We start from the raw sequence: 24,005 nt of genomic DNA, 5'->3' as shown, positions 1-24,005 counted from the left end.
TTAGATGGCCTCGCCCACCAATACTTCTCGGAGAGCCTTCCGATGACTAGCCCGTCACCGCTCAAACGACTGATGGCACACGACCTCCCCGTCTGGGACTGCTCTCGCGATGAGGTGGTCTGGACGACGCACCCGACCGACGCCCAGCAGGCCGAGGCAGCCCACCTGCTCGGTCATCCCGTCCGCCACTCAACGACCCTCCCGAAGCAATGACCCGCATCGCCCGCGACTATGAAGCATCCCTCGAAGGCCTTCCCTCGGCCGAACGTCGCCTTTGGGCTGCTATCGTCTTCCGCGTGATCTCCGACCTTTTCTTTCCGGGCGCAATCCTCGACCCAGCCACACGCCGCCGTGCGCTGTCCTGGCTTACCTCGGCCAGCGGCGATCTTGCCCTTGATCGGAGACTGGCATGCACCTTCGCCGGGATCGATGGCGATCTCCTGCGGAATCGGATCGTTGCGATCTTGGACGGCGACGTTCCCTTCGATTACTTTCCCGGCGTTCGCAACACGGAAGCTTCACTCGAGGAAGCCCGTGCGATGTGGCGATCACAACACCGACCGCCCGCGCGGAAGCCGGTCGCCAAAATCACTGCATCCGTCCCCGAACCCATCGTCCTCCCGAAGCTTACCCCGACGATTCCACCAATCAAAGACGACCCCTTCTACATCTGCCGTGCTGGACACATCCGCGTATCGCGCCCTTGGCGTGAAGGTGAAGTCTCCTGCCTAATTGGTTCCCTCCCTCAGCCGCACAGCGCCGTTGGTCGCGCCCTTTGGGAAGTCACCCAGTCAGGCCGCGTGGGATGGAACAAAATCAGCTATCTCGGCAACCCGAAAGCCCTCGTTTGCGAACTCTCGAACGCACTCCCTACCTGTGAAATCCGGTGGGTCAACAAGGACCTGCGGCTGACCGAACACAAGCTCGGCGCGGCCCTACGCGTCTACCCAAAACTGGCTACGCAGGCCGCCTAAAAGACCTGATTTCCAAGTTGAGCAACACCATTTCTGGGACTTAGCGTCACAGCATCGGCGGGTTAGGCTCGGCGCTTCTCAAGCAAATGAGACGGCGAGCAGTTCCGAACCTGTTCGCCGTTTTTGCTTTGAGAAAGGAGCAGACAATGCCGGATTCCAATGATGAACACGCGGCTGCATTGATTGCAGCCCTCGCGCCGAAACTCATCGAAGCCATTTTGCCGCAGATCGCCAAGTCGGTCGAAGTTCAGATCGGTGGCTTGAAAAAGAAGAACGAAGAATTGCTTGGCAAGCTGGCCGAGACGAAAAAGCCCGACCCATCGGAAACCTTCGACCGACTAAGCGCGACCCTCGACGCACAGGAAAAAGAGCGCGCCATGCAGGCCGCTGGCTTCGTGAAGGATGCCGCCGGCAACTGGATTCTGGGCGGATCGCAGTCCGAACCGGGCGTCTATCTTTCGCGCGAAGACGCTCGGAACATCGCCAAGTATCAGGCGGCGAAGCTGGAAGCGGAAAAGCGCGGACTGCCTCTGCGGATTGGGGATAGCCGGGAAGACCCGACACGGCGCAACACTACTGCCCCGCCTGCAATCGCCCCAACCAAAACGATCAGCTTGGACGACGACCATCACCGTATCCGGTATGTCCGGGCGGATCACCAGACGGGCAATGGCATCGTGCATCGGCGGCTTGAAGCCGAACGTCAGGGTTTCAAGATTCAGACTTGGAGGACGCCCGAAGACCTGCCGCAGCACATGCAGACGAAACTCGCGCTCATGGAGAAAGCTCATGAAGCCGAGTGAACGTGCCTGCCTCGAATGGGCCTACCGCGTGGGTCTTGGGTTTTCGGCGGAGGACGAGGTGATCGTCCTCCGTGGTGGCGAGGTCGTCACCCGACATGGGATCGAAACGCTCGACCCGTCAAGCGGCCCGACGACCGCCGTCGTCGCTACGTTGGCCGGGATGATGAAGCTCCACCTCGACAGCTTCTCGCTTGTTGAGTTGCGCCACGACCTCCTGCGGTCGGGCGTGGGGAAAGAGTTTGCAGATCGCGTTTATGACCATCTGAAGGATGTCTCCGTTGTCGAGTGGGACCGGCTTCGCGCTCGCGTCCACTGGTATGCCGACGATAACGGTGCCCCCATCACCGTCTCAACGCCTCAATCGGGAGTCACCTCAAATGGCTGATCCCCAAGGCAGGGGCCGGAAGAACACGATCCTCCTGCACCCAGAGCGCAAGTCGATCATCAAGCAGATCATCTTGGGCGAGAACAACCTGCCGGGTGGAATGGCGAAGACGCAGATCGCGAAGCGCCTTGGTCTGCATATCGACACCTTGGTCCGCTTCCGCAGGGATCACATCACCGAAGAAATGGTGCGGGCCGTTCTGGCTGAGGTTCGGCTGTCCAAGATCGAAGGCGACACGGCAGTCCTGAATGAGGATCGCTTGGATGTCGGCAACACCTACGAAAGCCTTGCCCGCCGCGTCGAGAAGCTGATCACCAAGGCCGAGCAGAACGAGGACGACGCATTTGCATTGTCTGCTATGGAGGGTCTTCGTCGCATCCTCCGCGACATTGCGACCATGCACGGGAAGATGGCGACCAATCTGACCGTCTCGGTCACGTTGGCGCAGTCGCCCGAATGGGAAACTCTAAAGCGCGTCTTGCAGGAAGTCTGCGACGAAGTTCCAGCAGCCCGCGAACCGTTGCTACGCCGAATGCGTCAGCACGTCCTTTCCGTCACGAGGGAGGAGGGCGGCGTTGGCATATGACGGCCTTGTCAAATGGGCGCAGGGGCTAGAACGCACCCTCGATCCGAGGGTGCGCCTTGCCCATTGGATCGGCCATGAGCCAGACGACTGGCAGGTTGAGATGTTCTCCACCCGCTCGTCCGAGGTGGCGTGCCGTGTCAGCCGCCAAGCCGGGAAGACATCCGTTCTCGCCGCCCGTGCGGTTGAGGAACTGCACATCCCGGAGTCGCTGTCCCTGTGCATCGCCCCGGCAGAGCGGCAGGCGAAGATCATTGCCCGCGAAATCGCCCGCCAACTTCGCCGGACAGACCTCGTGATCACCCGGTCGACCCTGACCGAACTCGAAATGTCGAACGGTGCCCGAGTGGTTGCCTTGCCGTCCACATCGGACACGATCCGGGGGTATCCTTCGGTGTCACTACTCGAGATCGACGAGTGCGCCTTCCTTCAAGGCGAGGGCGGCGGGGAAGACTTGATTTCCAGCGTCCTGCCCATGCTCACGGCCCAAGGCCAAGTGTATTTCTCATCAACCCCAGCCGGGAAGGGAAACTACTTCGCGAAGCTGTTCCTTGATGCAAAACCCGGCGACGGAATCCACAGGATCGTGGTCAAGGGGACGGACATTCCAAGGCTGGCCGAAAAGGTCGAACGAATGCGCCGCGCACTGTCCGCGACCAAGTTTCGACAGGAGATCGAAGTCGAAATGCTGGCCGATGGTCAGGCCTATTTCGATCTCACCATCATCGAAAACGCCACATCTCAGGAGGGCGCGATATGTCCCAAGTTCTAGATCTCGTATTCATGCCCGATGGTCGGGTGATCAACGAGACGTATCATGACCCGGCCATCCCGCGCGTCACGGGCTTCCAGAATTACTGGGTTTCGGCGGACCTCGGACAGGCGAACGACTATTCAGCCGTCACCGTGATCAAGGACGAAGCGCTACCTGTCGTGGACGAAAACAGGATCATTGTCGGCCCGCGCAATCGGACAGTCGTCTATGCTGACCGCTTCCGGGGTGTCAGCTATGTCGATGTGGTCGATCATCTGATCCGTCTCAAGAACGCGCATCCGTTCGGTGGAAAGTCACATCTTGCCATCGACGGAACGTCCATCGGACGTGTGGTCTCAGACATGCTGCAAGCGCAGTCTGTGCCGCATTGGGCGGTCACGATGACTGGGGGCCAGGATTGGTCGAAGAGGTCAGGTCGTTACGTCAACGCGGGGAAAACCTTCATGATCGAGAACCTCGCCGTCATGTTCGCGGCAGGAGAAATCCGGTTCGCCCATGACCTGCCCCTCCGGGCCGAGATCGAGGCCGACCTTGCCAGTTTCTCGACAGAAACGACTGCTGCTGGAAACCAGATCATCACGCAGTCCCGCTCCGCTGCTGGCCACGGTGATCTTGGAATTTCCGTGATCGTTGGTGCCTTCGCAAGCCAGTATCTCAAGCCGCAGCGCGTCGAGTGCTACCATCTTCGTAACTACTACGGCTGACCCCCGAAAAACCGGGCAGCGCTAGGCGATGAGGCATCGTCGGGTGTGCGGGTAGGGCATCGCGCCCACCGCCCGTGGCTGACGCGCTGCGGAGGCGCAGCCGGTATCTACCGGCGGAGAGTTCATCGAACCAAGATGGTCTTCGACGCCTCCTGCCATGCGTCAGTAGGTTTGCCGTTCACCATCACATACTCCTTCGGTGCTCTTGATCCCTTCTTCAGGACTTCCAGAAATTTGGCCGAAACCCGAAGTTGCGTCGGCTCCATCCAGCCAATCATTGAGCCGCTGACTACTTCATCGCCCAGAATATCAATGAAGTTATTGTGTCGAACCCCAATCATTAGCTTGTGTTTGGTCGCCAAATTCTCTGCCAGGCTGTCAAACGACATGATCTTGAAGTCATTCTCCTCATATGAGTGAATTAGTTGCCGACGGTCTGCATTTCCAGAGTACTCACCACGACGCCCATGAACCAAAACAAACTTGCAGCTTGTTGGGTTCATTGCCATATGTGCCGGAACTTGAAGCGAAGCAAGAGATTGAAGAAACGCAGATTTGTTGTTCGGAACACTCAGCCAAGCTTTCCACTGTTTTATTTGACTTACGGCAGATTGAAAGTCTTGGTGAACCTTGTTCCCCTTGTCGGAGAAGTATCGCGATTGAGGCTTCTCGATTTCTACGAAGACAGCATGCCAATCATCTGAACTCTTTGAGAAGAAGAAAAAGTCCGACTTGTAATCTGCCCCGAAACTCAGCTTCCTCAGTACTAGGCTAAAGTGAATGCCGTGGTTCTGCACAAAGTCTCGCGGTATGAACTCGGTGTTTCTCTCCAAGAAGTCTTGGTATACCTGCTCACCGTGTTTCTCATCCAATAGTTCAAGAAAGCGATTTCGAGCGTCTTCTGCGTCCGTCCCATCCATGCAAAGGTCTCTCCACGTTAAGCTCTTGCGGTAACATCGTCCAGAACGCCACACAGCGGCGAGTGAGAAATTCCTTGCCCTGACGCAAGACTAGTGGGCGGCGCGTCAACCGGACAGATTTGCGTGAGGCCCGGATTAAGTCGTCGGACGTGTGCCCAGATACTCGACGTGCAGTGGGAACTTAACCACTACATGCCGAGAGAGAGCCTTGCCAACAGCAAGGAGCTTCCGCTGTGGGACAACAGCCGCGCGAAAGTAGTCGCCGCCACCGCGCATCATTTCTTTCGTCCCGTTTAGGGGACGGCGCAGGTAGAGGTGATAGAACTTCGGTTCATCGGGAAGGGGAAACAGCTCAAGAAGTGGCCGGATGCTCTGGAAGTTTAGAGCGTATTCTCCGGCCTCATTCTCATTCGCTGGTTTGCTGCTGAACACCTTCCAAAGATCAGCACCAGCATTAACCTCTACGATCAAGGCGCAGCCGCTTGCCGTGGTGTGAACTGATGAGCGTACTTCCGAATATCCGCATGGATGCGGAATGCAAACTCGCGCATACCGCGATAGCGCTCGACAGCAAACCTGACTGCTTCTCGCACCTTCTCAGGTGCAGGGGCAGGCTCGGTAATGAAGTCGGAGGCAAGCCGTTTAAACGTCACATAGACGTACTCGCCCTTGGCCGACTTGCTTTCGACTTCCCACGCAGACATTGCGCCAGCGGAAAGGTCATCCAGTTCCGTTTCGAGGGCAGCGATTGTCTTACTGCGGTAGTCAGCTTTCTGTTCGGCGATGGCCTGATCCGCATCAGGAATTAGCGAGTCATCAATGTCGCCAGTCTCCTCGAAGACCTGCATCCGCGTTTTGAGCTCATCAAAGGCCTTGATGAGGTCCGCAGCCTCTTGATCGCACTCGGCCAGCTTGCGCGGGATTTCCAGTTGCTGAAGTTCAAGATGCTGCCGCCTCTTACTCACAGCCTCCATCTGCCGAGCCATCTCTTCAAGCTTCGGCAGAAAAGGGTTGTCCAAGCGGGTGTTGAAAGTGCCGTCACTCAGGCGACGAAGAATAGCGTCTGGCGAAGTGCCAGCGGGGTGAAAGAACAGCCCTTCGTTGAGTTGCGTCGCCATACGCGAATCGTAGCCCTCGCCGGAATCTTGTGTCAAGCCTTTGTGCTGCCAAGGCTCCCGCGTTCGAAGTCAACGCTGCCGAAAAAGTAGCCTAGTTCATTAGGTTGCTGCCCAACGATGACCCCTCGCCCACCAGCAAACCGAAACGTTGCACGGCGTGGCGAACCGTCGCTGAATCCGAGTTCTTCCGCAAACTCAAGGACGCGCAAGAAGTCGCGACTGCTTACAGACATATCGGGGGTGGACGCGCCAAGGTCGACTCCTATCGTCGCCGCAAGGCCGTCCCGGTCGCCAACCTCGGCTATCACATGGTCCCCTTTGAAGTGCAGGATTTCGATCCCTGGCTGGTTGAACGTTGCGAGAGTGGTCTTCCGCCAATCGTCATCAATCTCCACGGAAGGCTCGACCCAGAGCTTCTCAATCAGCGAAACGATTTCTGATGCGCTGGGTGTATCAGAATACTTGGAACCCTCCCACATGCTGTAGCGTGCAGGGTCGGTGTGGTCGGCATGGATCATCAGAAAGGTCGATCCATCAGCCCATCTGAACTCTGTCGTGTCAGCGGTCGCCCGCATATCACTTGGCAAACCCAGAGCGACCAGCGTCGAGATGTCTTTCGAAGTGAAAGCAGCCGCTGGGAGACCATTCGGCTCTAGTCGATACTCAACGACAACTTGGTCATTGGTGACATAGAGACTGCTTTCGTGAAGGAAGGCGACTTGGCGCTCAACGCGGGCCTTTGGGGCCTTGCCGATAAACTGGCGTGCCGCGCTAAGGGCCACAAGAAAGTCGCCCGGAACGGCTTGCCAGTCATCATGCTCGTCCTTCGCCGGCCCTATGGGTTTCGCGATAGGGTCAATCGCAATCCGCATCAGATGCCAAGCGGCCCCGTGCCAGTTGGCCGACCGCGCGCTTCGCGTTCGCGCTCGTCGCAGACTTCTCGCCAGATAGCGTAGGTCTCTGCGACCATGGCTTCCAACTGGTCAAGAGAGTAGAGCGTCACGCCTTTGTCCGTGTAGAGACGGGCAGCACGACGACCTTCGTTCGGATCATCAAACCGCAGGATGGCGAGGCCAATTTCGGCGAAGTCTTCATCAGCGGCGCGAATGCGCTCGTGCATCATGGAAAAGGCAAACCGGCGGCCTTCCGCAGGCAGACCACGGGTGCGGCGCGGTTCGATGAAGATGGCATGGGGCGCATCGTCGATGGCGATGATCATCGACTGCCAGTAGGTCACCTTCCGACCTGCGCCCATCGCAAGCGGAAAGAACTCATGCTTGCGCCCGATCACCCGGCCGGAAGTCGCGAAGTCATGGAGGCCGCGCGCAACACGCTTGTTGTGTTCGAACTCGTCTGCATCTGCCGACCTCTTGGCCAGCGCAGCTTCAATCGTCGCCCAAGGCGTCGGTGCTGCTGTCCCGAAGTCGAGTTCGGGCTGGATGTTGAAGATGTCGTCAAAGCAGGAGCGCAGCGGCTTATAGGAGAATGGTGGGCGACCGGCGCGCATCTGCTCCAAACTCTTGCGCTTCATATCCCTCGGCTGCGGAGCAATCCGCGCAAGGTCGATGTCAGGCAAAGGGCGTATCGTCACTTGGCGGCTCTCCGAAACGAGGGGTAGCGTCCACCGACACTTTGTGGTGCCGGAATCGCTCCAAGATCACAGTATCAGGTATGCGCATTCCAAAAGCAACGTCTGTTCTCGCTTTGTCCACCACCACGTCCCATGGTGAACCTTTCGCGTGTGACAGATCAACGAGGCGACCCGGAGACAGCTTGCCGTAACGCCACACGACTTCCGCGACCAGTTCCTTCACGTCCTTGTCAGCCGGTAGCGGCAGATCTCGTTCTTTTCCCGTTAGCGGGTCTTTGGCGACCGCGCGGACGGCAATAGCATCAGAACCGGCCCCCTTGAACGCTCGGTAGACTGCCGGGTGGACAGGCCCGAATTGCCACGCCTCGAAGTAGCCGGACACAAGGGGACGCTTCGTCTGGGTCAGGTAGATGCCATGCGCAAAGTAGAGGAGCTTCTGTAATGCAAGGTTCGTGATCTTGATCCCGCGACTGCTCGCCTCATCCAGCATGAGGTTCGCGACGGCCCGTGGATCGTATGCGCTAGTCATCGGCCCATGCCTGATATTCCAATGTTCTTCTTCTGTTCCCATTTTGCGCCATGTTGGGGTGATTTGGCAAGGAGGAACGCCGCCCGACTCCTGTCGGCGCCCCCGAATCCGCCCACGCACCCTCTGATGTTGCAAAGATGTTGCAAAACGACGAAACCGCCGATCTTGCGATCAGCGGTTTTCGTTATTTTTCAGTGGTTTATTTGGTGGAGCCAGGGAGGATCGAACTCCCGACCTCTTGAATGCCATTCAAGCGCTCTCCCATCTGAGCTATGACCCCACCGGAGAGAAGCATCGCGCCGTTTCCGTCGCGATGCCGGCTATCTAGGACAGGTCGCCGGGGGCCGCAAGGGGGAAAATCGCCCCGCTTCCCAAGGCACTTGCCCTCAGACTTCTTCCTCGTCGCCCGGCACGTCGGCGAGGTCGTCGAGCGACACGTTGTCGTCCGCATCGTCTTCCAGAAGATCGTCGTCCAGTTCGGAATCATCCGCGACAGCGCCATCAAGCAGCGCGTCTTCGGTTTCCAGATCCTCCACCAGAACGTCGTCATCCTTTTCCGGCACAGCGCGCGAAATGACCGAGGCGGCCATCTTGCGGCGGACGGATTCGATGTCCACGACCTCGCCCGTGTAGGGGCTGACGATCGGGTTTTTGTTCAGGTCGTAGAAGCGCTTGCCGGTCGTCGGGCAGATGCGCTTCGTGCCCCATTCTGCTTTGGGCATGGTCATCCCTTCGGGTGGTAGTAAGCAGGAAAGCTGCCGCTTGCCACAAGGCCGAGCGACTGTCAAAGCCTTTTGTGTGCTGCGGCAAATGGCTATGGTCCGGGCAGGATTCAAGAGGTTCTCATGGCGGTCCTCCCCGGCTCTCCCCCGGTCGAAGTTCATCTCCGGCGCTCGGCCCGGGCGCGGCGGTTTTCGCTGCGGGTGTCGCGACTGGACGGCAAGGTCACCCTGTCGATGCCGCTGCGGGCGCGAGAGGGCGAGGCCCTGGCCTTCCTCAAGGGCCATGAGGGCTGGCTGCGCGAGACGCTGCAGGCGATGCCCGATGCGGCGCGGCGGCTGGTGGGCCTGGCGTCGGTGATCCCGGTAGAGGGGCGGGACCTGCTGCTTGCGCCCGGCACGGGACGTCGGATCAAGGTTGAGGACGACCGCCTGCTGGTGCCGGGCGATCCCTCCACGGCGGGCGCGCGGGTCGCGGCCTGGCTGAAGGTGCTGGCGCGCGACCGGCTGGCGCGGGCCTCGACCCACTATGCCGGGCTGGTCGGGCGGCCCTATGCCTCGCTGGCTCTGCGGGATACCCGGTCGCGCTGGGGATCCTGCTCGCCTGACGGGCGGCTGATGTATTCCTGGCGGCTGATCATGGCTCCACCCGCGGTGCTGGACTATGTGGCCGCGCATGAGGTCGCGCATCTGGTCGAGCTGAACCATTCCCCGGCCTATTGGGCGGTGGTGGGGCGGATCTATCCGGGCTGGAAGGCGCAGCGGGGCTGGCTGCATGACCATGGCAACACGCTGCACCGGCTGCGCTTTCAGGATTGACCGGGCGGCCTGCGGGGTGTTCCCCTGCGCCCCATGCTGACCCCGCGCACCCCCGACCCCAACGCTGCGGCCCATGAGCGGCTGTACCGGACCCTGCGCCAGCAGGTGATGCATGGCGAGCTGGACCCCGGCCAGTCACTGACGCTGCGGGGGCTGGGCAAGGCTTTCGGTGTCTCGATGACGCCCGCGCGGGAGGCCGTGCGGCGGCTGGTGGCCGAGGGGGCGCTGACCCTGTCCTCCTCGGGCCGGATTTCGACGCCGGAACTGACCCCGGAACGGATCGAGGAGCTGGCGGCGATCCGGGCGCTGCTGGAACCCGAGATGGCGGCGCGGGCGCTGCCGAGGGCCCACTTCGCGCTGATTGAAAGGCTGACGGCGATCAACCTGATGAACGGCGAGGCGGCGGTCAGGGGGGATGCGGTCACCTATGTCCGCACGAACCTGGAGTTCCACCGCACGCTCTACCTGCGCGCCCAGACCCCGGCGATGCTGGCGATGTGCGAGACGGTCTGGCTGCAGCTGGGACCGACAATGCGGGCGGTCTATGCGAGGGTCAAGCGGCGGGAGCCTCCGACCCACCACCGGATGATCCTGGCGGCCCTGAAGGCGGGGGACGAGCCGGGGCTGCGGCTGGCGGTGCGGACCGACGTGACCCAGGGGCTGCGGCATCTGACGGGGTGAGTGTCCACGGTGGACAATCGTGGGTGCGGAAGGGAAATCAAGGGGTTGGTCGCGGACGTTAACCGGATGGTAAGATGGTGATTTGTCCCGGATCTTGGTGACCGCAGGCTCATTTCTGAGTAAGATCGCCTTCGCTTCTTGTGAAGGCCACAGCAGAGGCCGCGCATGTTCAAGGTCGACGTAGACAGCATCGAGGCGTACTTCGCCTTTGACCCGGCGCGGCAATCGGAGTTGGAGCGGATGGACCGGATGATCCGGGACACGGTGCCAAGGCTCCGGCGATTTTTCCATAAGGGGACGCCACCGGGAGAGCCGGGAATGCGGTTCAAGATGATCGGCTACGGACTTCTGAACTATCCGGCAAAGGGCGGAAAGGTGCTGGAATGGCCCGCTGTGGGGATGGCCCTGCAGAAGAACTACATCAGCCTCTATTTCGCGGTCAGGAAGCACGGTCGGCTGGTGACGGAGGACTTCAAGGACCGATTGGGCGCCCAGCGGACAGGGGAGGGGAACTTCAGCTTTGTCCGGTTTGGAGACTTGAATCAGGAGTCCTTGTCGCAGCTTCTGATCGAAACCCAGGCGCTGTACGAGGTCGACCCGGCTCGCGCGCCGATACTCTGACGGCAGGCCCGCAAGGTCCGTGCATCCTTGCACAATCACCCCCCGCATTTGCGCCTTGGCGCGCGGCCCCCTTGGCCCCATCTTCTGCCCAACGCAATTCAGGAGAGACCCATGTCCATCCGTCCCGTCATCGAGACCCGCCGCGCCAGCCCCCATATCGAGGGCGCGGGCGTCCATCTGCACCGCGCCTTCGGGTTCCAGGACCCGACGGAGGCTGACCCGTTCCTGCTGTTCGACGATTTCCGGGGCGATCATCCCCGGGATTACTCGGCGGGGTTTCCGTGGCATCCGCATCGGGGGATCGAGACGATCACCTATGTCCTCGCCGGGACCGTGGAGCATGGCGACTCCTTGGGCAACAAGGGCACCTTAGGGCCGGGGTCGTTGCAGTTGATGACGGCGGGGCGGGGCATTCTGCATCAGGAGATGCCGAAGGGCGACGCGCAGGGCCGGATGCATGGCTTCCAGCTGTGGGGCAACCTGCCGAAGGCGCTCAAAATGACCGCGCCACGCTATCAGGACATGCCGTCCGAGGCGCTGCCAGAGCGGCATGAAGATGACGGTACCAGCATTCGCGTGGTGATCGGCGACTATCGTGGGGTGAAGAGCCCGGTCGATGGCATCGCGGCAGACCCGCAGTATCTGGATGTCTATGTACCTGCGGGCAAGCGGAAGACGTTCAAGGTCGACACCCGGCGTCGGGCCTTTGCCTATGTGTTCGAAGGCTCGGCCAGCTTTCGCGATGCGGCACGGCCTGAGGGCGTGCTCTTGGAAAAGGAAGTGCGCGGGCAGGAAGTGAACATCCGCGACCTGTCGGGCAACCGGACGCTGGTGCGCTTTGGCGCAGGCGACGAGGTGACGGTGACCGCGGGGCCGGAGGGCGTGCGGTTCCTGTTGATCTCCGGTGCTCCGATCGAGGAGCCGGTGGCCTGGGCGGGCCCCATCGTGATGAACACCGAGGCCGAGCTGCGCCAGGCCTTCACCGAACTGCGCAACGGCACTTTCATCCGTCCGGCACACTAGGATACTCGGGCCCGTCCAGATCGGCGGGCCCGACGTCTTTCGGCGGGTTGCAACGCGGACCAAGCCTCGGCAGACTGCGCGCGCCTTTAGCCAAGAGATCGTCGATGTTCCTCAAGCCCGTCGGGATGCCCTACTACCGCTTCCTGAGACTGTTGCACGAAACCTGCCTGTTCGACTGGTATCTGGAGGTGGGCTGCCGATCGGGCGAAAGCTTCGCCCCCGTCAGGTCCAAGACCGTCGCGGTCGACCCGTTCTTCCGGGCCGAGATCAACATCATCGGCAAGAAGCCCGCGCTGCATGTCTTTCAGGCGACAAGCGACGATTTCTTCGGCACCGGCTTTCTGGCGCGGAACGACATCCGGCTGAGCCTTGCGTTCCTGGACGGGATGCATCTGGTCGAGTTTCTGTTGCGCGATTTCATGAACACCGAGGCGGCGATGGACCCGCGCGGCGTCATCATGATGCATGACTGCGTGCCCTATGGGTTGAAGATGACGCGGCGGGACCTGAACAACCTGCCGAACAGCGCCTGGACGGGGGACGTCTGGAAGCTGATCCCGATCCTGCAGAAATGGCGCCCCGACCTGACGGTGACGGTGCTGGATTGTCGGCCGACGGGGCTGGTCTGCGTCAGCGGGCTTGACCCGACGAACCGGGTGCTGGCTGAGAACTACGAAGAGATCGTCGGAGAATTTGTCGACACCGACATCAAGCAGTTCGGGATCGAGCGCTTCTTCGCGTCCTTCGCCTATACGCCTGCACGGCTGGTGGCCCGCAAGGGGTTCCAGATGTTCCGTCCGGCCAGCCTGCCGGAAGATCACGCGCTGGAGCCGCGCGAGATCACCCCTTAATCCTGGGCGCGGAGGGTCCCGGCCGGACGGGCCGCCAGAGGGCGCAGCGCGAAGAAGAGGCCGGCGAGCAGCGTGGCAAGGACACCGCCCGCGACAATGCCGATGGCGGACCACGGCTCGAAACGGTAGGTGCCGTCCATCACGAAGGTCATCACCGCCCAGCCGCTGATCCCCCCGGCGATGACGGCCACGATGCCTGCGGCGGCGCCCATGAGGGCAGAGCGGAGGGCGAAGCTGGACAGGATCTTGCCCCGCGTGGCGCCGAGGGTCTTCAGGATCGCGGATTCGTAGATGCGCGCGCGTTCGCCAGCCGCTGCGGCCCCGATCAACACGACGAAGCCGGTGATGAGCGTCCCTGCCGCGGCCCAGGCGGTGGCGGTGGCGATAGCGGAAAGGGCTTCGGCCACGCGGTCCACGGCTTCGCGGATGCCGATGGCGGTGATGTTGGGCCAGGTCTTGGTGACGTCCTTCAGGATCTGCGCCTCGGCTTCCGGGGGCGCGTAGACGGTGGCGATGTGGGTGTGCGGGGCTCCGGCCAGTGACGCGGGGTTCAGCGTCATGACAAAGCCCATCCCGGCGTTGGAGAAATCGACCTCGCGGAACGAGGTGACGGTGGCGGTCAGGTCGCGACCGAGGATGTTGACGGTCATCGTGTCGCCGATCTTCAGGCCGATCTCCTGCGCTTCCTCGTCGGCAAAGCTGATCTGGGGGTCGCCTTGATAGTCCTCGGGCCAGAAGGTGCCTGCGGTGATGCGGGTCTTCTCGCCCGGGGTGGCGGCATAGGTGATGCCGCGGTCGCCCCGGACGACCCAGTGGTCGCCCGCAACCTCGCGCGCGGGCTTGCCATTGATCTGGGTGATGACGCCGCGCAGCATCGGGGCGGTTTCGATTTCGGTCACGGCCTGGTTCTCGTCCATCATCGCCAGGAACGGGTCGAGCTGGTCGGGCTGGATGTCGACGAAGAAGAAGGCGGGCGCGCGGGTGGGAAGGTCGGTCGCGATGGCCTGGCGGAGGTTCCAGTCGATCTGGCCGACCGCGGCGAGGACGGAGAGGCCGAGGCCGAGGGAGAGGACGACGGAGGTCGCGTCAGAACGGGGCGCGCCGATGGCGGCTAGCGCGGCGCGGGTGGCGGGGCGGCCTTGGGTGAGTTTCGTGCGGGCGAGGCGTTTGGTGGCCCATCTGAGGCCCGCGGCGGAGAGGGCGAGGATGATGAGGGCGCCGAGGACGCCGCCTGCTGCGCCGAGGGCGAGTTCAGGGATGCCGGAGAGCCAGGTGGCGCTGCCGATCAGGGCGACGGAGAGGACAGCTAGGGCGGTCAGGTAGCGTTTCCTCGGCCAGGCGCGGGTGCCGCTGCCGCCGCGATAGAGGGCGGCGGGGCGGATGCGTTCGGTGCGGGCAAGGGGGAGGAGGGTGAAGATCAGGGCCGAGAGGGTGCCGTAGAAGGCGGCCTCGATGAGGGCACCGGGGGAGAGGCGGATTTCGGCGGGGAAGGGGAGCGAGGCCTCGATCAGCGGGGCGGCGAGGAGGGGGACGACCGCACCAAGGGCCAGACCGATGGCGATGCCGAGGGCCGACAGGATCGCCGTCTGCCAGAGGTAGCTGCGGAAGATCAGGCCGCCCTCTGCGCCGAGCGTCTTCAGCGTGGCAATGGTTTCGACCTTCCCGTCCAGATAGGAGCGGATCGCGGCAGAGATGCCGACCCCGCCAACGGCCAACCCGGCCAGGCCCACGAGGACGAGGAAGCTGCCGATGCGGTCGACGAAGGCCTCGATCCCCGGGGCGGCGTTGCGGCTGTCGGTCCAGCGCATGCCCTTGTCGCGGAAGGTGGTTTCGGCTTCGTCCTCAAGGGCTTGCAGGTCCGATCCGGGCGGCAGGACAAGACGGTATCGGGTTTCGTACATGGAGCCAGAGGCCAGCAGGCCGGAGTTGGCCAAGGCGTCGGAGTGGACGACGGTGCGCGGGCCGAGCGTGAAGCCGGTGGACGCACTGTCGGGCTCTCGCGTCAGGGCGGCGGTCAGGCGGAACTCTTGCGTGCCGAGGCGGAAGGTGTCGCCGATGGCGAGGGAAAGACGCTCGATCAGGACGGGGTCGATGACCGCGCCGGGGAGGCCGTTCTGATCGGCGAGGGCTTCGGCGACGGGGATCGGCGGGTCAAGCTGGGCGGCTCCGGTCAGGGGCCAGGCGTCGTCGACGGCCTTGATCTGGGTGAGGGCCTGGTCGCCCTCGACAAGTGCCATCGAGCGGAAGTCGTAGACCTCGGACACCTTGGTCGCGATCCGGTCCATATAGGCGCGTTCGTCGGCATCAGCGGTGCGGTAGGTGAAGCGCATCTCGGCGTCGCCGCCGAGGATGACGGACCCCTGGTCGGTCAGGCCCTGCTGGATGCCGGTGCGGAGCGTGCCGACAGCGGCGATGGCGGCCACGCCAAGGGCGAGGCAGGCGAGGAAGACACGGAAACCGCGCAGGCCGCCGCGCAGTTCACGGCGGGCGATGGTGAGGGAAAGGCTCATTCCGCAGCTTTCGCGAGCGCCTCGGGGGCGAGAAGGCCGTCGGCCAGGCGGATCACCCGGTCGCAGCGGGCCGCCAGTTCGGGCGCGTGGGTCACCAGGACCAGCGTCGCGCCGTGACGGTCGCGGAGGCCGAAGAGGAGGTCCATGATCGCCTGGCCGTTGACGCCGTCGAGGTTGCCGGTGGGCTCATCCGCCAGAAGGATCGCCGGTCGCGGGACGGCGGCGCGCGCAAGGGCCACGCGCTGCTGTTCGCCGCCGGACATCTGGCTGGGGTAGTGGTGCATCCGTTTGCCAAGGCCCACGGAGTCGAGTTCCGCCTGCGCCCGGTCGAAGGCATCCGCGGCGCCCGCCAGTTCCAGCGGCAAGGCGACGTTCTCTAGCGCGGTCATCGTCGGAATCAGGTGGAAGCTTTGGAACACAACCCCCATATTCCCCCGACGAAAGCGGGCGAGCGCATCTTCGTCCATCGTGGTCAGGTCCTGCCCCAGGGCAAGCACCTTGCCGCCGGTGGCACGCTCCAACCCGCCCATGAGCATGAGGAGCGACGACTTGCCCGACCCCGATGGCCCGATCAGCCCGACCGTTTCGCCCTTGTGGATGGAAAGCGTGATGCCCTTCAGGATCTCGACCGGCCCGGCGTTGCCGGCAAGGGTCAGTCGCGCATCGGTCAGCGCGAGGATGGCGTCGGTCATTGAAAGGGTCCTTCGGGTGGGTCGTTCAGTCGGATATGGCGCAGTGCGGCGAATGCGCAATGCTGCAATTGCAGTCTTGGCACTGTCAACTTTCGCAATGGCCGAGCCGGTCACGATCGTGGCATTGGGCGACAGCCTGACGGCGGGTTATGGGCTGGCCGACCAGTCACAGGGGTTCGTGCCGGTGCTGGAGGGCTGGCTGAAGGCCAAGGGGCATGACGTGGTGGTGCAGAACGCGGGCGTGTCGGGGGATACGACGGCGGGGGGCCTCGCACGGATCGGCTGGGCGCTGGGGCCGGATGCGGATGCGCTGATCGTGACGCTGGGCGGGAATGACCTTTTGCGCGGGATCGACCCGGCGGCGTCCAAGGCGAACCTGGAGGGCATCCTGAAGGAAGCGGCGGCGCGGGATTTGCCGGTGCTTCTGGTGTCGATGAAGGCGCCGGGCAACTTCGGGCCGGAGTACAAGGCGGCCTTCGACGCGATGTATGGCGAGTTGGCGGCGGCTTACGGGACACTGCTGGCGGATGACTTCTTTGGGGGCCTCAGGGCGGCGGGGGCGGACCCGGCCGATCCGGCCTCGATGGCGGCGTTCATGCAGGCGGACGGGCTGCACCCGAACCCCGAGGGCGTGAAGCTGATCGTCGAGGGGCTGGGGCCGAAGGTCGAGGAGCTGTTGGCCAAGGTCGACGACTGACGAATTTTCTGCGAAAATTCAGGCGGTTGGCGCCGTTGGGTCCTCTGGCCCTGCCGGGGTAAGGTGCCCGCGGTAGTGGACCATCAGCGCGCCGGTGACGGGTGCGGTGAGGCGCACGTCGAAGTGGAAGGTGCCGTCTTCGGCGTATTCGCGGGTCTCTGATCCGGGCAGCAGCCAGCGCGGCAGCGGGATGGGGCCGATGCGCCCGGCGGCTACGGGGTAGTGTAGCGCGCCGTCGCGGACAGTCAGGCCAAGCGTGAAGGTGAAGGGGCCGAAGCGTTCGGTCATGCCCTGCGGCGTGGGTCTCAGGTGGGACCGGAAGGTTCGGCTGCCGAAGCGGCGGATCCAGGTTTCCCCCTTGGCTGTTGCAGTCTTGGTGACTTCGACCTCGGTGTCGACGCTGGCGGGCGGGAAGCGGAAGAGGGTGGCGAGGAGGCGGGCCCAGAGGCTGGTGCCCCGGGTGACGGAGGCGCGGCCGGTCCAGCGGCTGGTGGCGGCGGTCAGGTGGGTGGCGCGGACATCTTCCGGCAGGCTGGCGAAGGCGGGGCCGAGGGTGCGGGGGAAGATCGGGTCCAGCGGCTCCGAATGCCGTTCGCAGCGGATGGAGAGGTCGGACATCGCGGCCTCGATCTCGTCGAGGGTGACGGTTTCGAGGGCCGGGGTTGCGCCGGTCGGCAGGGTCTCGCGGCGGAGGAGCGCGCGGATCGCGATGGCGGGGACGAAGGGGCCGTCGCCGTTGGTGGCGAGAAGGGTCCAGCGGTGGCGGTGCGTGGCGGTGGTGACGGTGACGGACATGCCGCCGGTGCCGGTGCCGAAGGGGGAGAGGAGGTCAGCGGCAAGGCGGAAGGCGCGGACGAGGGGGGTGGTGACAGGGAAGGGGATGCCTCGGCGGAGAAGGGCGAAGGCGGCGAGACCGTAGCGCATCAGGCCGAGTTCGAGGCCCGCGCGGAAGTCCACGGTCTCGGCGTGGAAGTGGGCGGGGAAAAGGCGCGTGTCGGGTACCTCGATCCGCCAGCCGTGCCGAGTCAGGCCGCCGGGGAGGGTGTAATCCTGTGGGTCGGACCAGCCGGGGGCAGTGGTCCATTGGCCGGATTGGTAGAGCGGGTAAGGCCGACCGGCCTGGGACAGAATCGAGGCCATGACGGAGAGGCCGCGTGGGCTGCGGTTGCCGGGCAGGATCGCGCTGTCGATGTGGAGGGGACGTTCGGCTCCGGTCAGCGCACGGACGGCGGCGCTGGAGATGGCGGGGACGGAGGACAGGCCGGAAATCGCGGCCCTATTGGCGGCGCGGGCCTGAGCCTCCAACGCGGTGATCCCGGCGCAGAAGGCGGCGTTGTCGGCGAGGTCAAGGTAGTGCGACCCGGCGACAACCGCGGCGCGGGCCAGGCGGTACGGGTCGGTGCCGTAGGCGTGGAAAGGACCGGCGGCGTCGATGACGACCTCGTGGCCTTGCAGGGCAGAGAGGTCGCCATTCCTGTCGATCTGCAGGGCTTGGGCGGCCAGTTCCGTTGCGAGGGCCTGCGCGGCGGGCAATGTGCGGGCGGCGATGGTCAGCTGGTGGCCGTCACGGGCGAGGAGGCGGGCGAGTCGCTCGCCAAAGACGCCGGTGCCGCCGAGGATCAGGACCTTCATCAGAGGATGCGGCGCTTCAGGGCCGGGTCGGGCAGCGCGCAGAGGTCGGCCCGACCGAAGAGGCGATAGCGGTTGCGGGCGAGGCGGATGTAGAGCCAGTCGCGCAGGGGTCTGGGGACAAGGCGGAGGGCCTGGGTCAGGAGGCCAAACCCGCCATAGAGGCGACCGGCGTGGAGGACGGCCTCGAAATCCTTGTGGGCCTGCCCCTCGTGGAGGAACAGCCAGCTTGCCGAATCCTGCGGGTCAAGCCCGTAGTGGCGGAGGAGCGCGGTGCCAAGTGGCGACTGGATCGGGCAGATTCGGGTGGTCCCTTCGCGGTCCAGCCGGTGGATCATCCGCGCGCCCCAGCTGCAGATCGCGCACTCAGCGTCCATCACCGCGACGGGGGCGCTGTCGTCGAAGGTCGGGACGGCGGGGTCGGTGCAGTAGGAATACGGTCGCATGGTGGAAGGCTAGTGCAGAGCCCAAGGCCCGACAATGCGGCCCAGGGTCGCGCGGACGAATTTTCTGCGAAAATTCAGACGGTTCAGCCGGTCACGATCAGGCCAAGGCCATGCCGCGACAGACGCTCGACCCCGTCGGGTTTGACGAGGACCGAATGGCCGAGCGTCATCGCCTCGCCTGCCTCGCTGTCCATCAGGATCATGTGCAGGAAGAAGACCTGTCCCGCCTGCATGACCAGCGGGTTGCCTTCGTAGAACATCGGGAAGTCGACCCAGATCGGGTTGTAGACCGCGCCCATCGCATAGCCGCAGGCCTTCAGTCGCGCATGTGACAGACCTCGTGCGTCGAAGACCCGGGCGTGGGCTTCGTAGACATCCCCCATCGGCGCACCGGGGCGGATGGCTTGTTCGCAGGCCTCCAGCGCCTCGACCGCGGCCTCGTGCATCCGGCGGTGGTGGTCGGAGGGCTGGCCGACGATGATCGTCCGCATCATCGCGGCGTGATAGCGGGCATAGGCGCCGGACCATTCCAGCGTCAGCTGGTCGTTGGCCGACAGGTGGCGGCGGCCGGAATAGTAGCGGCAGAGCAGCGCGCCCGGGCCCGAGCCCAGGATGAACTCGTTCCCGGCATAGTCGCCGCCGCCCTTGAACACCGCGCCCTGCATGGCGGCGAGGATGTCGCCCTCGAAGGCGCCCGGTTTCGCAAGCTGGATGGCCTGGTCCAGCGCATCGTCGGACAGGGCGGCGGCGCGACGGTGCATTTCGATCTCGGCGGGCGACTTGACGCGGCGCAGCGCGCGGATCAGGTCTGAGGCGTCGATCAGGCCTGGGATCGCGGCGTGAAGCGCGCGGCCGGTGCGGTCGGTAAGGCCGACGGTATCGGATTCATAGCCGATGGGGCCCTTGACGCCGAGGTCATGCAGCAGGCGGGCGAGGTCCTGGGCCGGCGACGCGCCTTCGATGTCCTGCCAGATGTGAATCTCGTCGGCGGTCAGGGTCGAGGTGTAAAGCGCCTGCCGCAGGTCGGGGGTGCGGGTCAGCAGGTGCAGGTCCCCGCGCGCGGTCAGGACCATGCACTGGAACATGGCAAAGCCGAAGGTGTCGTAGCCGGAAATCCAGAAGTGGCTTTCGGGCGCGAACATGAGGATCGCGTCCAGGCCCTGGGCCTGCAAGGTCTCGCGGGCCTTGGCTTGGCGGGCGGCATATTCGGCGGGGGTGAAGTGCAAGGGCATGGTGGCAGTTGGCGCTTTGACGCCTGAGTCGGTCAAGTGTTGCATCCGCGCGCCGGGCGGGCCACCAAAGGGGGCGGAGGTGCGGCATGGCGTGGGAATTCTGGATCGACCGGGGGGGCACCTTCACCGACGTGGTGGGGCGGGCGCCGGATGGGCGGCTGGTGACAGTGAAGCTTCTGTCCGAGAACCCCGAACGGTATCCGGACGCGGCGGTGCAGGGCATCCGGGATTGCCTTAGTCTGAGGGAGGGGGAGCCGATCCCGGACGGGGCGATTTCCGCCGTGAAGATGGGGACGACAGTCGCAACCAATGCGCTGCTGGAACGGAAGGGCGAGCGGGTCGCGCTGCTGATCACCGAGGGGTTCGGCGACCTGCTCCGCATCGGGACGCAGGCGCGGCCCTCGCTGTTCGAGCTGAATGTGCGGCGGCCGGATCTGCTATATGAACAGGTGTTCGAAATCCCTGGGCGACTGGATGCCGAAGGGGATGAGGTGCGACCGCTGGACGAGGCGGCGGTTGTTGCGGCGCTGAGCTCAGCGCGCAAGGAAGGGACCGAGGCGGTGGCCGTGGCGCTGATGCATGGGCATGTCAATCCGGTGCATGAGGCGCGGGTGGGACAGCTGGCGCGCGAGGCGGGATTCACGCAGATTTCCCTTTCCCATCAAGTCTCTCGCCTGGCCAAGCTGGTGCCTCGAGGGGACACGACGGTGGTCGATGCCTACCTGTCCCCGATCCTGCGGCGCTATGTGGCGCAGGTGGAAGGGGCGCTGGACATGGGGCGTGCGACGGGGCGGCTTCTCTTCATGCAGTCGAACGGGGGCTTGACTGAGGCGGGGCAGTTCCAGGGCAAGGATGCAATCCTCTCTGGCCCGGCGGGGGGCATCGTCGGCATGGCCAAAACTGGCGAGGCGGCGGGTTTCGACCGGCTGATCGGGTTCGACATGGGGGGAACCTCGACCGATGTCAGCCATTATGCGGGCCAATATGAACGGTCGTTCGAAACCGAGGTCGCCGGCGTCCGGATGCGTGCGCCGATGATGGATATCCACACCGTCGCGGCGGGGGGCGGGTCGATCTGTACGTTCCGGGACGGCAGGTTTCAGGTCGGCCCGGAAAGCGCGGGGGCGAACCCCGGCCCGGCCAGCTATCGCCGGGGCGGGCCGCTGACAATCACCGACTGCAACGTGATGCTGGGGCGGCTGTCGCCCGCGCATTTCCCGGCGGTCTTCGGCCCCGGTGGGGACCAGCCACTGGATGCCGAAGTGGTGCGCGCGAAGTTCCAGGCGCTGGCGGCCGAGGTGGAGAAGGTGACCGGCAGGCGGGACGCTCCAGAGGTGATCGCCGAGGGTTTCCTGCGGATTGCCATCGACAACATGGCCAATGCGATCAAGAAGATCAGCGTCCAGCGTGGGCATGACGTGACGGCCTATGCCCTGCAATGCTTTGGCGGTGCGGGGGGGCAGCATGCCTGCGGGGTGGCGGATGCTTTGGGAATGAAAACGGTTTTCATCCATCCGCAGGCGGGAGTGCTTTCGGCCTTCGGCATGGGGTTGGCGCAGTTGCGGGTGCTGCGGGAAACCCAGTTCGACGCGCAGCTTGCCGCGCAGCCAGAGGCAGCGGCACGACTGGACGCGCTGGCGGCCGAGGCGGTTGCCGGACTGGCCGCGCAAGGGGTGGCCGCACCTTCGGTCACGCGGACGGCGCACCTGCGCTATGACGGGCAGCACCAGTCGCTGCCGGTGCCCTTTGGCGATGTCGAGGCAATGGCACAGGCCTTTGCCGCAGCGCATCAGGCGCGGTTCGGCTTTACCTCTCCGGAACGGGCGCTGTTGTTCGAGATGCTGGCGGTCGAGGCGGAAGGCGGGGGGGCCGACCTGCCGGATATGGCTCCGAAGCCAGGTGCCGGAACGCCGGAGGGGCGGCTGACCGTCTGGGCGGGCGGGGCATTGCAGGAGGTGCCGCTCTACCGCCGCGAGGCCTGTGGCACGGCCACCCGGATCAGCGGCCCGGCGGTCATCGCCGAGGCGACCGGGACAGTGATCGTCGAACCGGGCTGGGAGGCGACGCTCGATCCGCAGGCCAACCTGATCCTGCGGCGCCAGACGGCCATCGCGCGGCCCCCGGCGGCGGGGACGAAGGCCGATCCGGTCCTGCTGGAGGTGTTCAACAACCTGTTCATGTCGGTGGCCGACCAGATGGGCGCGACGCTGGCCAACACGGCCTGGTCGGTCAACATCAAGGAAAGACTGGACTTTTCCTGTGCGATCTTCGACGCCGCCGGGGATCTGGTCGCCAACGCCCCGCATGTGCCGGTGCATCTGGGGTCGATGTCCCATGCGGTGAAGACGGTGATCGCGGCGGTGGGTGCCACGGCGCAAGAGGGTGACGCCTGGATGCTGAACTCGCCCTGGAATGGGGGAACGCATCTGCCGGATGTCACGGTTATTACGCCGGTCTTCGTCGGTGGGAAGACGGCCTTCTGGCTGGGCTCGCGCGGGCATCACGCGGATATCGGGGGGCGGACGCCGGGCTCGGGACCGCCGGACAGCACGACGATCGAGGAGGAAGGCGTGGTGATCGACCTCTTCCCGCTGGTGCGCCAGGGTGTGCTGCAAGAGGCCGAGACGCGGGCGCTCTTTGCGTCAGGCCGCTGGCCCTGCCGGTCGCCGGACCAGAACATGGCGGACCTGAAGGCGCAGATCGCGGCGAACGAGACCGGGCGGCGGGAGCTGCTCCGGGTGGTGGCGCTGCACGGTCTTGCCGTGGTCGAGGCCTACATGGGCCATGTGCAGCAGAACGCCGAGGAATGCGTGCGCGCGGTGATCGACCGGCTGTCGGATGGGTCCTTCCGCTATCCGATGGACATTGGGGCCGAGATCGCGGTGACGGTGACGGTGGACCGCAGCAAGCGTTCGGCGAAAATCGATTTCACTGGCACCAGCGCGCAGCATTCCGGCAATTACAACGCGCCGCAGGCGGTGACGCGGGCGGTGGTGCTGTATGTCTTCAGGACGCTTGTCGGCAAGGCGATCCCGCTGAACGAAGGCTGCCTTAAGCCCCTGGAGATCATCGTGCCGGAGGGAACGCTGCTGAACCCGCAGGCCCCGGCGGCAGTGATCGCGGGGAACACCGAAGTCAGCCAGTCGGCCTGCAACGCGCTTTACGGGGCGCTGGGGGTCGTCGCGGCGGCGCAGGGGACGATGAACAACTTCATCTGGGGCAACGACCGGTTCCAGAACTACGAGACCATCGCGGGCGGCACCGGGGCGGGACCGGGGTTCGACGGCTGCGCTGCGGTGCAAAGCCACATGACCAACACGCGGATGACCGACCCGGAAGTGCTGGAGAAACGCTTCCCGGTGCGGCTTGAGGAGTTCGGGATCCGGCGCGGCTCGGGTGGTGCAGGCAAGTGGCGCGGGGGCGACGGGGCGGTCCGGAAGCTGCGGTTCCTGGCGCCGGTGACGGTGACGACGCTGTGCAGCAGCCGCAAGGTCGCGCCGTTCGGCGGGGCTGGGGGTGGCCCCGGCGCGGTGGGCGAGAACATCGTGCACTGGCCGGACGGGCGGGTCGAGCGGCTGGAAGGCAATGACGAGCGTGACCTGCCCGCGGGCGCGCTGTTCGAGATGCGCACGCCGGGCGGGGGCGGCTGGGGCGCGGCGTAGGCGGCAGTTGGCCGGGGTCCCGCGCTGTCATTGCGGCGTTG

The 24,005-nt window shown here is 64.4% G+C and carries 25 protein-coding genes and 1 tRNA gene; 14 read left to right on the top strand and 12 right to left on the bottom strand.

The features are described 5' to 3' along the window. Positions 1-72: 72 nt before the first annotated feature. The 7 genes from AC2EAL_RS16470 to AC2EAL_RS16440 all read left to right on the top strand — a co-directional run bounded on the left by AC2EAL_RS16470 (position 73) and on the right by AC2EAL_RS16440 (position 4,224). Positions 73-213, top strand: coding sequence for a hypothetical protein (locus AC2EAL_RS16470; RefSeq protein WP_484725312.1), 141 nt, complete (start codon positions 73-75; stop codon positions 211-213). Further along, positions 210-974 (top strand): hypothetical protein, encoded by a 765-nt coding sequence (locus tag AC2EAL_RS16465; RefSeq protein WP_484725311.1) that lies wholly within the window; start codon positions 210-212, stop codon positions 972-974. Before AC2EAL_RS16470 ends, AC2EAL_RS16465 begins: the two co-directional genes overlap by 4 nt. 146 nt (positions 975-1,120) lie before the next feature. Then, positions 1,121-1,777, top strand: coding sequence for a hypothetical protein (locus tag AC2EAL_RS16460; RefSeq protein WP_484725310.1), 657 nt, complete (start codon positions 1,121-1,123; stop codon positions 1,775-1,777). Then, complete coding sequence (locus tag AC2EAL_RS16455) at positions 1,764-2,162, top strand: hypothetical protein (protein ID WP_484725309.1); 399 nt, start codon at positions 1,764-1,766, stop codon at positions 2,160-2,162. Before AC2EAL_RS16460 ends, AC2EAL_RS16455 begins: the two co-directional genes overlap by 14 nt. Beyond that, on the top strand, positions 2,155-2,748 hold the full coding sequence (locus AC2EAL_RS16450) for a hypothetical protein (RefSeq protein WP_484725308.1): 594 nt from the start codon (positions 2,155-2,157) through the stop codon (positions 2,746-2,748). Before AC2EAL_RS16455 ends, AC2EAL_RS16450 begins: the two co-directional genes overlap by 8 nt. Next, the gene (locus AC2EAL_RS16445; RefSeq protein ID WP_484725307.1) at positions 2,738-3,517 is read left to right on the top strand and encodes a terminase large subunit domain-containing protein; all 780 of its coding nucleotides are present in this window, start codon (positions 2,738-2,740) and stop codon (positions 3,515-3,517) included. The genes AC2EAL_RS16450 and AC2EAL_RS16445 overlap by 11 nt, the downstream gene beginning before the upstream one ends. Continuing rightward, positions 3,502-4,224: a hypothetical protein gene (locus tag AC2EAL_RS16440; RefSeq protein WP_484725306.1), complete on the top strand. Its 723-nt coding sequence runs from the start codon at positions 3,502-3,504 to the stop codon at positions 4,222-4,224. The genes AC2EAL_RS16445 and AC2EAL_RS16440 overlap by 16 nt, the downstream gene beginning before the upstream one ends. Positions 4,225-4,346: 122 nt before the next feature. Here the strand turns inward: AC2EAL_RS16440 and AC2EAL_RS16435 are convergent, their stop codons facing one another. The 7 genes from AC2EAL_RS16435 to AC2EAL_RS16405 form a co-directional block, all read right to left on the bottom strand. After that, entirely contained in the window at positions 4,347-5,144 is a 798-nt protein-coding gene (locus AC2EAL_RS16435) for a Shedu anti-phage system protein SduA domain-containing protein (RefSeq protein ID WP_484725305.1), read from the bottom strand. 467 nt (positions 5,145-5,611) lie between these two features. Next, positions 5,612-6,262 (bottom strand): hypothetical protein, encoded by a 651-nt coding sequence (locus AC2EAL_RS16430; protein WP_484725304.1) that lies wholly within the window; start codon positions 6,260-6,262, stop codon positions 5,612-5,614. A gap of 32 nt (positions 6,263-6,294) precedes the next feature. Then, the gene (locus AC2EAL_RS16425) at positions 6,295-7,134 is read right to left on the bottom strand and encodes a hypothetical protein (protein ID WP_484725303.1); all 840 of its coding nucleotides are present in this window, start codon (positions 7,132-7,134) and stop codon (positions 6,295-6,297) included. Then, positions 7,134-7,853 (bottom strand): type VI toxin-antitoxin system SocB family DNA replication inhibitor toxin, encoded by a 720-nt coding sequence (gene socB / locus AC2EAL_RS16420; protein WP_484725302.1) that lies wholly within the window; start codon positions 7,851-7,853, stop codon positions 7,134-7,136. The genes AC2EAL_RS16425 and socB overlap by 1 nt, the downstream gene beginning before the upstream one ends. Further along, positions 7,831-8,424, bottom strand: coding sequence for a type VI toxin-antitoxin system SocA family antitoxin (gene socA / locus AC2EAL_RS16415; RefSeq protein WP_484725301.1), 594 nt, complete (start codon positions 8,422-8,424; stop codon positions 7,831-7,833). The genes socB and socA overlap by 23 nt, the downstream gene beginning before the upstream one ends. A 162-nt stretch (positions 8,425-8,586) precedes the next feature. Continuing rightward, positions 8,587-8,662: transfer RNA gene (locus AC2EAL_RS16410), tRNA-Ala, on the bottom strand. Between the two features lie 106 nt (positions 8,663-8,768). Further along, the gene (locus tag AC2EAL_RS16405; protein WP_484725300.1) at positions 8,769-9,104 is read right to left on the bottom strand and encodes a TIGR02300 family protein; all 336 of its coding nucleotides are present in this window, start codon (positions 9,102-9,104) and stop codon (positions 8,769-8,771) included. 123 nt (positions 9,105-9,227) lie between these two features. On the opposite strand from AC2EAL_RS16405, the gene AC2EAL_RS16400 reads away from it, so the two are divergent. The 5 genes from AC2EAL_RS16400 to AC2EAL_RS16380 all read left to right on the top strand — a co-directional run bounded on the left by AC2EAL_RS16400 (position 9,228) and on the right by AC2EAL_RS16380 (position 13,096). Continuing rightward, complete coding sequence (locus AC2EAL_RS16400; RefSeq protein WP_484725299.1) at positions 9,228-9,920, top strand: M48 family metallopeptidase; 693 nt, start codon at positions 9,228-9,230, stop codon at positions 9,918-9,920. A gap of 33 nt (positions 9,921-9,953) precedes the next feature. After that, positions 9,954-10,601 carry a GntR family transcriptional regulator gene (locus AC2EAL_RS16395; protein WP_484725298.1) on the top strand — a complete coding sequence of 216 codons (648 nt, stop codon included), beginning with the start codon at positions 9,954-9,956 and terminating at the stop codon, positions 10,599-10,601. A 165-nt stretch (positions 10,602-10,766) separates the two neighbouring features. Continuing rightward, on the top strand, positions 10,767-11,222 hold the full coding sequence (locus AC2EAL_RS16390) for a hypothetical protein (RefSeq protein ID WP_484725297.1): 456 nt from the start codon (positions 10,767-10,769) through the stop codon (positions 11,220-11,222). Between the two features lie 111 nt (positions 11,223-11,333). Further along, complete coding sequence (locus AC2EAL_RS16385; RefSeq protein WP_484725296.1) at positions 11,334-12,245, top strand: pirin family protein; 912 nt, start codon at positions 11,334-11,336, stop codon at positions 12,243-12,245. Between the two features lie 104 nt (positions 12,246-12,349). After that, a complete protein-coding gene (locus AC2EAL_RS16380) occupies positions 12,350-13,096 on the top strand; it encodes a class I SAM-dependent methyltransferase (protein WP_484725295.1) in 747 nt (248 codons plus the stop codon). Here the strand turns inward: AC2EAL_RS16380 and AC2EAL_RS16375 are convergent. Together AC2EAL_RS16375 and AC2EAL_RS16370 are read right to left on the bottom strand one after the other, a co-directional pair. Further along, on the bottom strand, positions 13,093-15,606 hold the full coding sequence (locus AC2EAL_RS16375; RefSeq protein ID WP_484725294.1) for an ABC transporter permease: 2,514 nt from the start codon (positions 15,604-15,606) through the stop codon (positions 13,093-13,095). The two genes, AC2EAL_RS16380 and AC2EAL_RS16375, sit on opposite strands and share 4 nt — an antisense overlap. After that, positions 15,603-16,298 (bottom strand): ABC transporter ATP-binding protein, encoded by a 696-nt coding sequence (locus AC2EAL_RS16370; protein WP_484725293.1) that lies wholly within the window; start codon positions 16,296-16,298, stop codon positions 15,603-15,605. The genes AC2EAL_RS16375 and AC2EAL_RS16370 overlap by 4 nt, the downstream gene beginning before the upstream one ends. A 52-nt stretch (positions 16,299-16,350) precedes the next feature. Here AC2EAL_RS16370 and AC2EAL_RS16365 point away from each other — a divergent pair, with 52 nt between their 5' ends. Continuing rightward, on the top strand, positions 16,351-16,995 hold the full coding sequence (locus AC2EAL_RS16365; protein ID WP_484725292.1) for an arylesterase: 645 nt from the start codon (positions 16,351-16,353) through the stop codon (positions 16,993-16,995). An 18-nt stretch (positions 16,996-17,013) separates the two neighbouring features. Here AC2EAL_RS16365 and AC2EAL_RS16360 read toward each other — a convergent pair whose 3' ends face one another. From AC2EAL_RS16360 to AC2EAL_RS16350, 3 genes are all read right to left on the bottom strand, one after another. Further along, complete coding sequence (locus tag AC2EAL_RS16360; protein ID WP_484725291.1) at positions 17,014-18,627, bottom strand: saccharopine dehydrogenase family protein; 1,614 nt, start codon at positions 18,625-18,627, stop codon at positions 17,014-17,016. Continuing rightward, positions 18,627-19,070 (bottom strand): thiol-disulfide oxidoreductase DCC family protein, encoded by a 444-nt coding sequence (locus AC2EAL_RS16355; RefSeq protein WP_484725290.1) that lies wholly within the window; start codon positions 19,068-19,070, stop codon positions 18,627-18,629. Before AC2EAL_RS16355 ends, AC2EAL_RS16360 begins: the two co-directional genes overlap by 1 nt. Positions 19,071-19,153: 83 nt before the next feature. Further along, positions 19,154-20,302 (bottom strand): M24 family metallopeptidase, encoded by a 1,149-nt coding sequence (locus AC2EAL_RS16350; RefSeq protein WP_484725289.1) that lies wholly within the window; start codon positions 20,300-20,302, stop codon positions 19,154-19,156. Positions 20,303-20,388: 86 nt separating this feature from the next. On the opposite strand from AC2EAL_RS16350, the gene AC2EAL_RS16345 reads away from it, so the two are divergent. Further along, the gene (locus AC2EAL_RS16345) at positions 20,389-23,964 is read left to right on the top strand and encodes a hydantoinase B/oxoprolinase family protein (RefSeq protein ID WP_484725288.1); all 3,576 of its coding nucleotides are present in this window, start codon (positions 20,389-20,391) and stop codon (positions 23,962-23,964) included. The last annotated feature ends 41 nt before the right edge of the window (positions 23,965-24,005 follow it).

It is taken from the genome of Tabrizicola sp. T74 (assembly GCF_057219935.1).
Note: the sequence above shows the minus strand (reverse complement) of the source record. Positions and strands in the feature narration are given on the sequence as shown.

Bases quoted from the DNA above. Each gene is read 5' to 3' on its own strand.
- AC2EAL_RS16470 (WP_484725312.1), top strand. From the start codon at position 73: ATGGCACACGACCTCCCCGTCTGGGACTGCTCTCGCGATGAGGTGGTC.
- AC2EAL_RS16465 (WP_484725311.1), top strand. From the start codon at position 210: ATGACCCGCATCGCCCGCGACTATGAAGCATCCCTCGAAGGCCTTCCC.
- AC2EAL_RS16460 (WP_484725310.1), top strand. From the start codon at position 1,121: ATGCCGGATTCCAATGATGAACACGCGGCTGCATTGATTGCAGCCCTC.
- AC2EAL_RS16455 (WP_484725309.1), top strand. From the start codon at position 1,764: ATGAAGCCGAGTGAACGTGCCTGCCTCGAATGGGCCTACCGCGTGGGT.
- AC2EAL_RS16450 (WP_484725308.1), top strand. From the start codon at position 2,155: ATGGCTGATCCCCAAGGCAGGGGCCGGAAGAACACGATCCTCCTGCAC.
- AC2EAL_RS16440 (WP_484725306.1), top strand. From the start codon at position 3,502: ATGTCCCAAGTTCTAGATCTCGTATTCATGCCCGATGGTCGGGTGATC.
- AC2EAL_RS16435 (WP_484725305.1), bottom strand. From the start codon at position 5,144: ATGGATGGGACGGACGCAGAAGACGCTCGAAATCGCTTTCTTGAACTA.
- AC2EAL_RS16430 (WP_484725304.1), bottom strand. From the start codon at position 6,262: ATGGCGACGCAACTCAACGAAGGGCTGTTCTTTCACCCCGCTGGCACT.
- AC2EAL_RS16425 (WP_484725303.1), bottom strand. From the start codon at position 7,134: ATGCGGATTGCGATTGACCCTATCGCGAAACCCATAGGGCCGGCGAAG.
- socA (WP_484725301.1), bottom strand. From the start codon at position 8,424: ATGGGAACAGAAGAAGAACATTGGAATATCAGGCATGGGCCGATGACT.
- AC2EAL_RS16405 (WP_484725300.1), bottom strand. From the start codon at position 9,104: ATGCCCAAAGCAGAATGGGGCACGAAGCGCATCTGCCCGACGACCGGC.
- AC2EAL_RS16400 (WP_484725299.1), top strand. From the start codon at position 9,228: ATGGCGGTCCTCCCCGGCTCTCCCCCGGTCGAAGTTCATCTCCGGCGC.
- AC2EAL_RS16395 (WP_484725298.1), top strand. From the start codon at position 9,954: ATGCTGACCCCGCGCACCCCCGACCCCAACGCTGCGGCCCATGAGCGG.
- AC2EAL_RS16390 (WP_484725297.1), top strand. From the start codon at position 10,767: ATGTTCAAGGTCGACGTAGACAGCATCGAGGCGTACTTCGCCTTTGAC.
- AC2EAL_RS16385 (WP_484725296.1), top strand. From the start codon at position 11,334: ATGTCCATCCGTCCCGTCATCGAGACCCGCCGCGCCAGCCCCCATATC.
- AC2EAL_RS16380 (WP_484725295.1), top strand. From the start codon at position 12,350: ATGTTCCTCAAGCCCGTCGGGATGCCCTACTACCGCTTCCTGAGACTG.
- AC2EAL_RS16375 (WP_484725294.1), bottom strand. From the start codon at position 15,606: ATGAGCCTTTCCCTCACCATCGCCCGCCGTGAACTGCGCGGCGGCCTG.
- AC2EAL_RS16370 (WP_484725293.1), bottom strand. From the start codon at position 16,298: ATGACCGACGCCATCCTCGCGCTGACCGATGCGCGACTGACCCTTGCC.
- AC2EAL_RS16365 (WP_484725292.1), top strand. From the start codon at position 16,351: ATGCGCAATGCTGCAATTGCAGTCTTGGCACTGTCAACTTTCGCAATG.
- AC2EAL_RS16360 (WP_484725291.1), bottom strand. From the start codon at position 18,627: ATGAAGGTCCTGATCCTCGGCGGCACCGGCGTCTTTGGCGAGCGACTC.
- AC2EAL_RS16355 (WP_484725290.1), bottom strand. From the start codon at position 19,070: ATGCGACCGTATTCCTACTGCACCGACCCCGCCGTCCCGACCTTCGAC.
- AC2EAL_RS16350 (WP_484725289.1), bottom strand. From the start codon at position 20,302: ATGCCCTTGCACTTCACCCCCGCCGAATATGCCGCCCGCCAAGCCAAG.
- AC2EAL_RS16345 (WP_484725288.1), top strand. From the start codon at position 20,389: ATGGCGTGGGAATTCTGGATCGACCGGGGGGGCACCTTCACCGACGTG.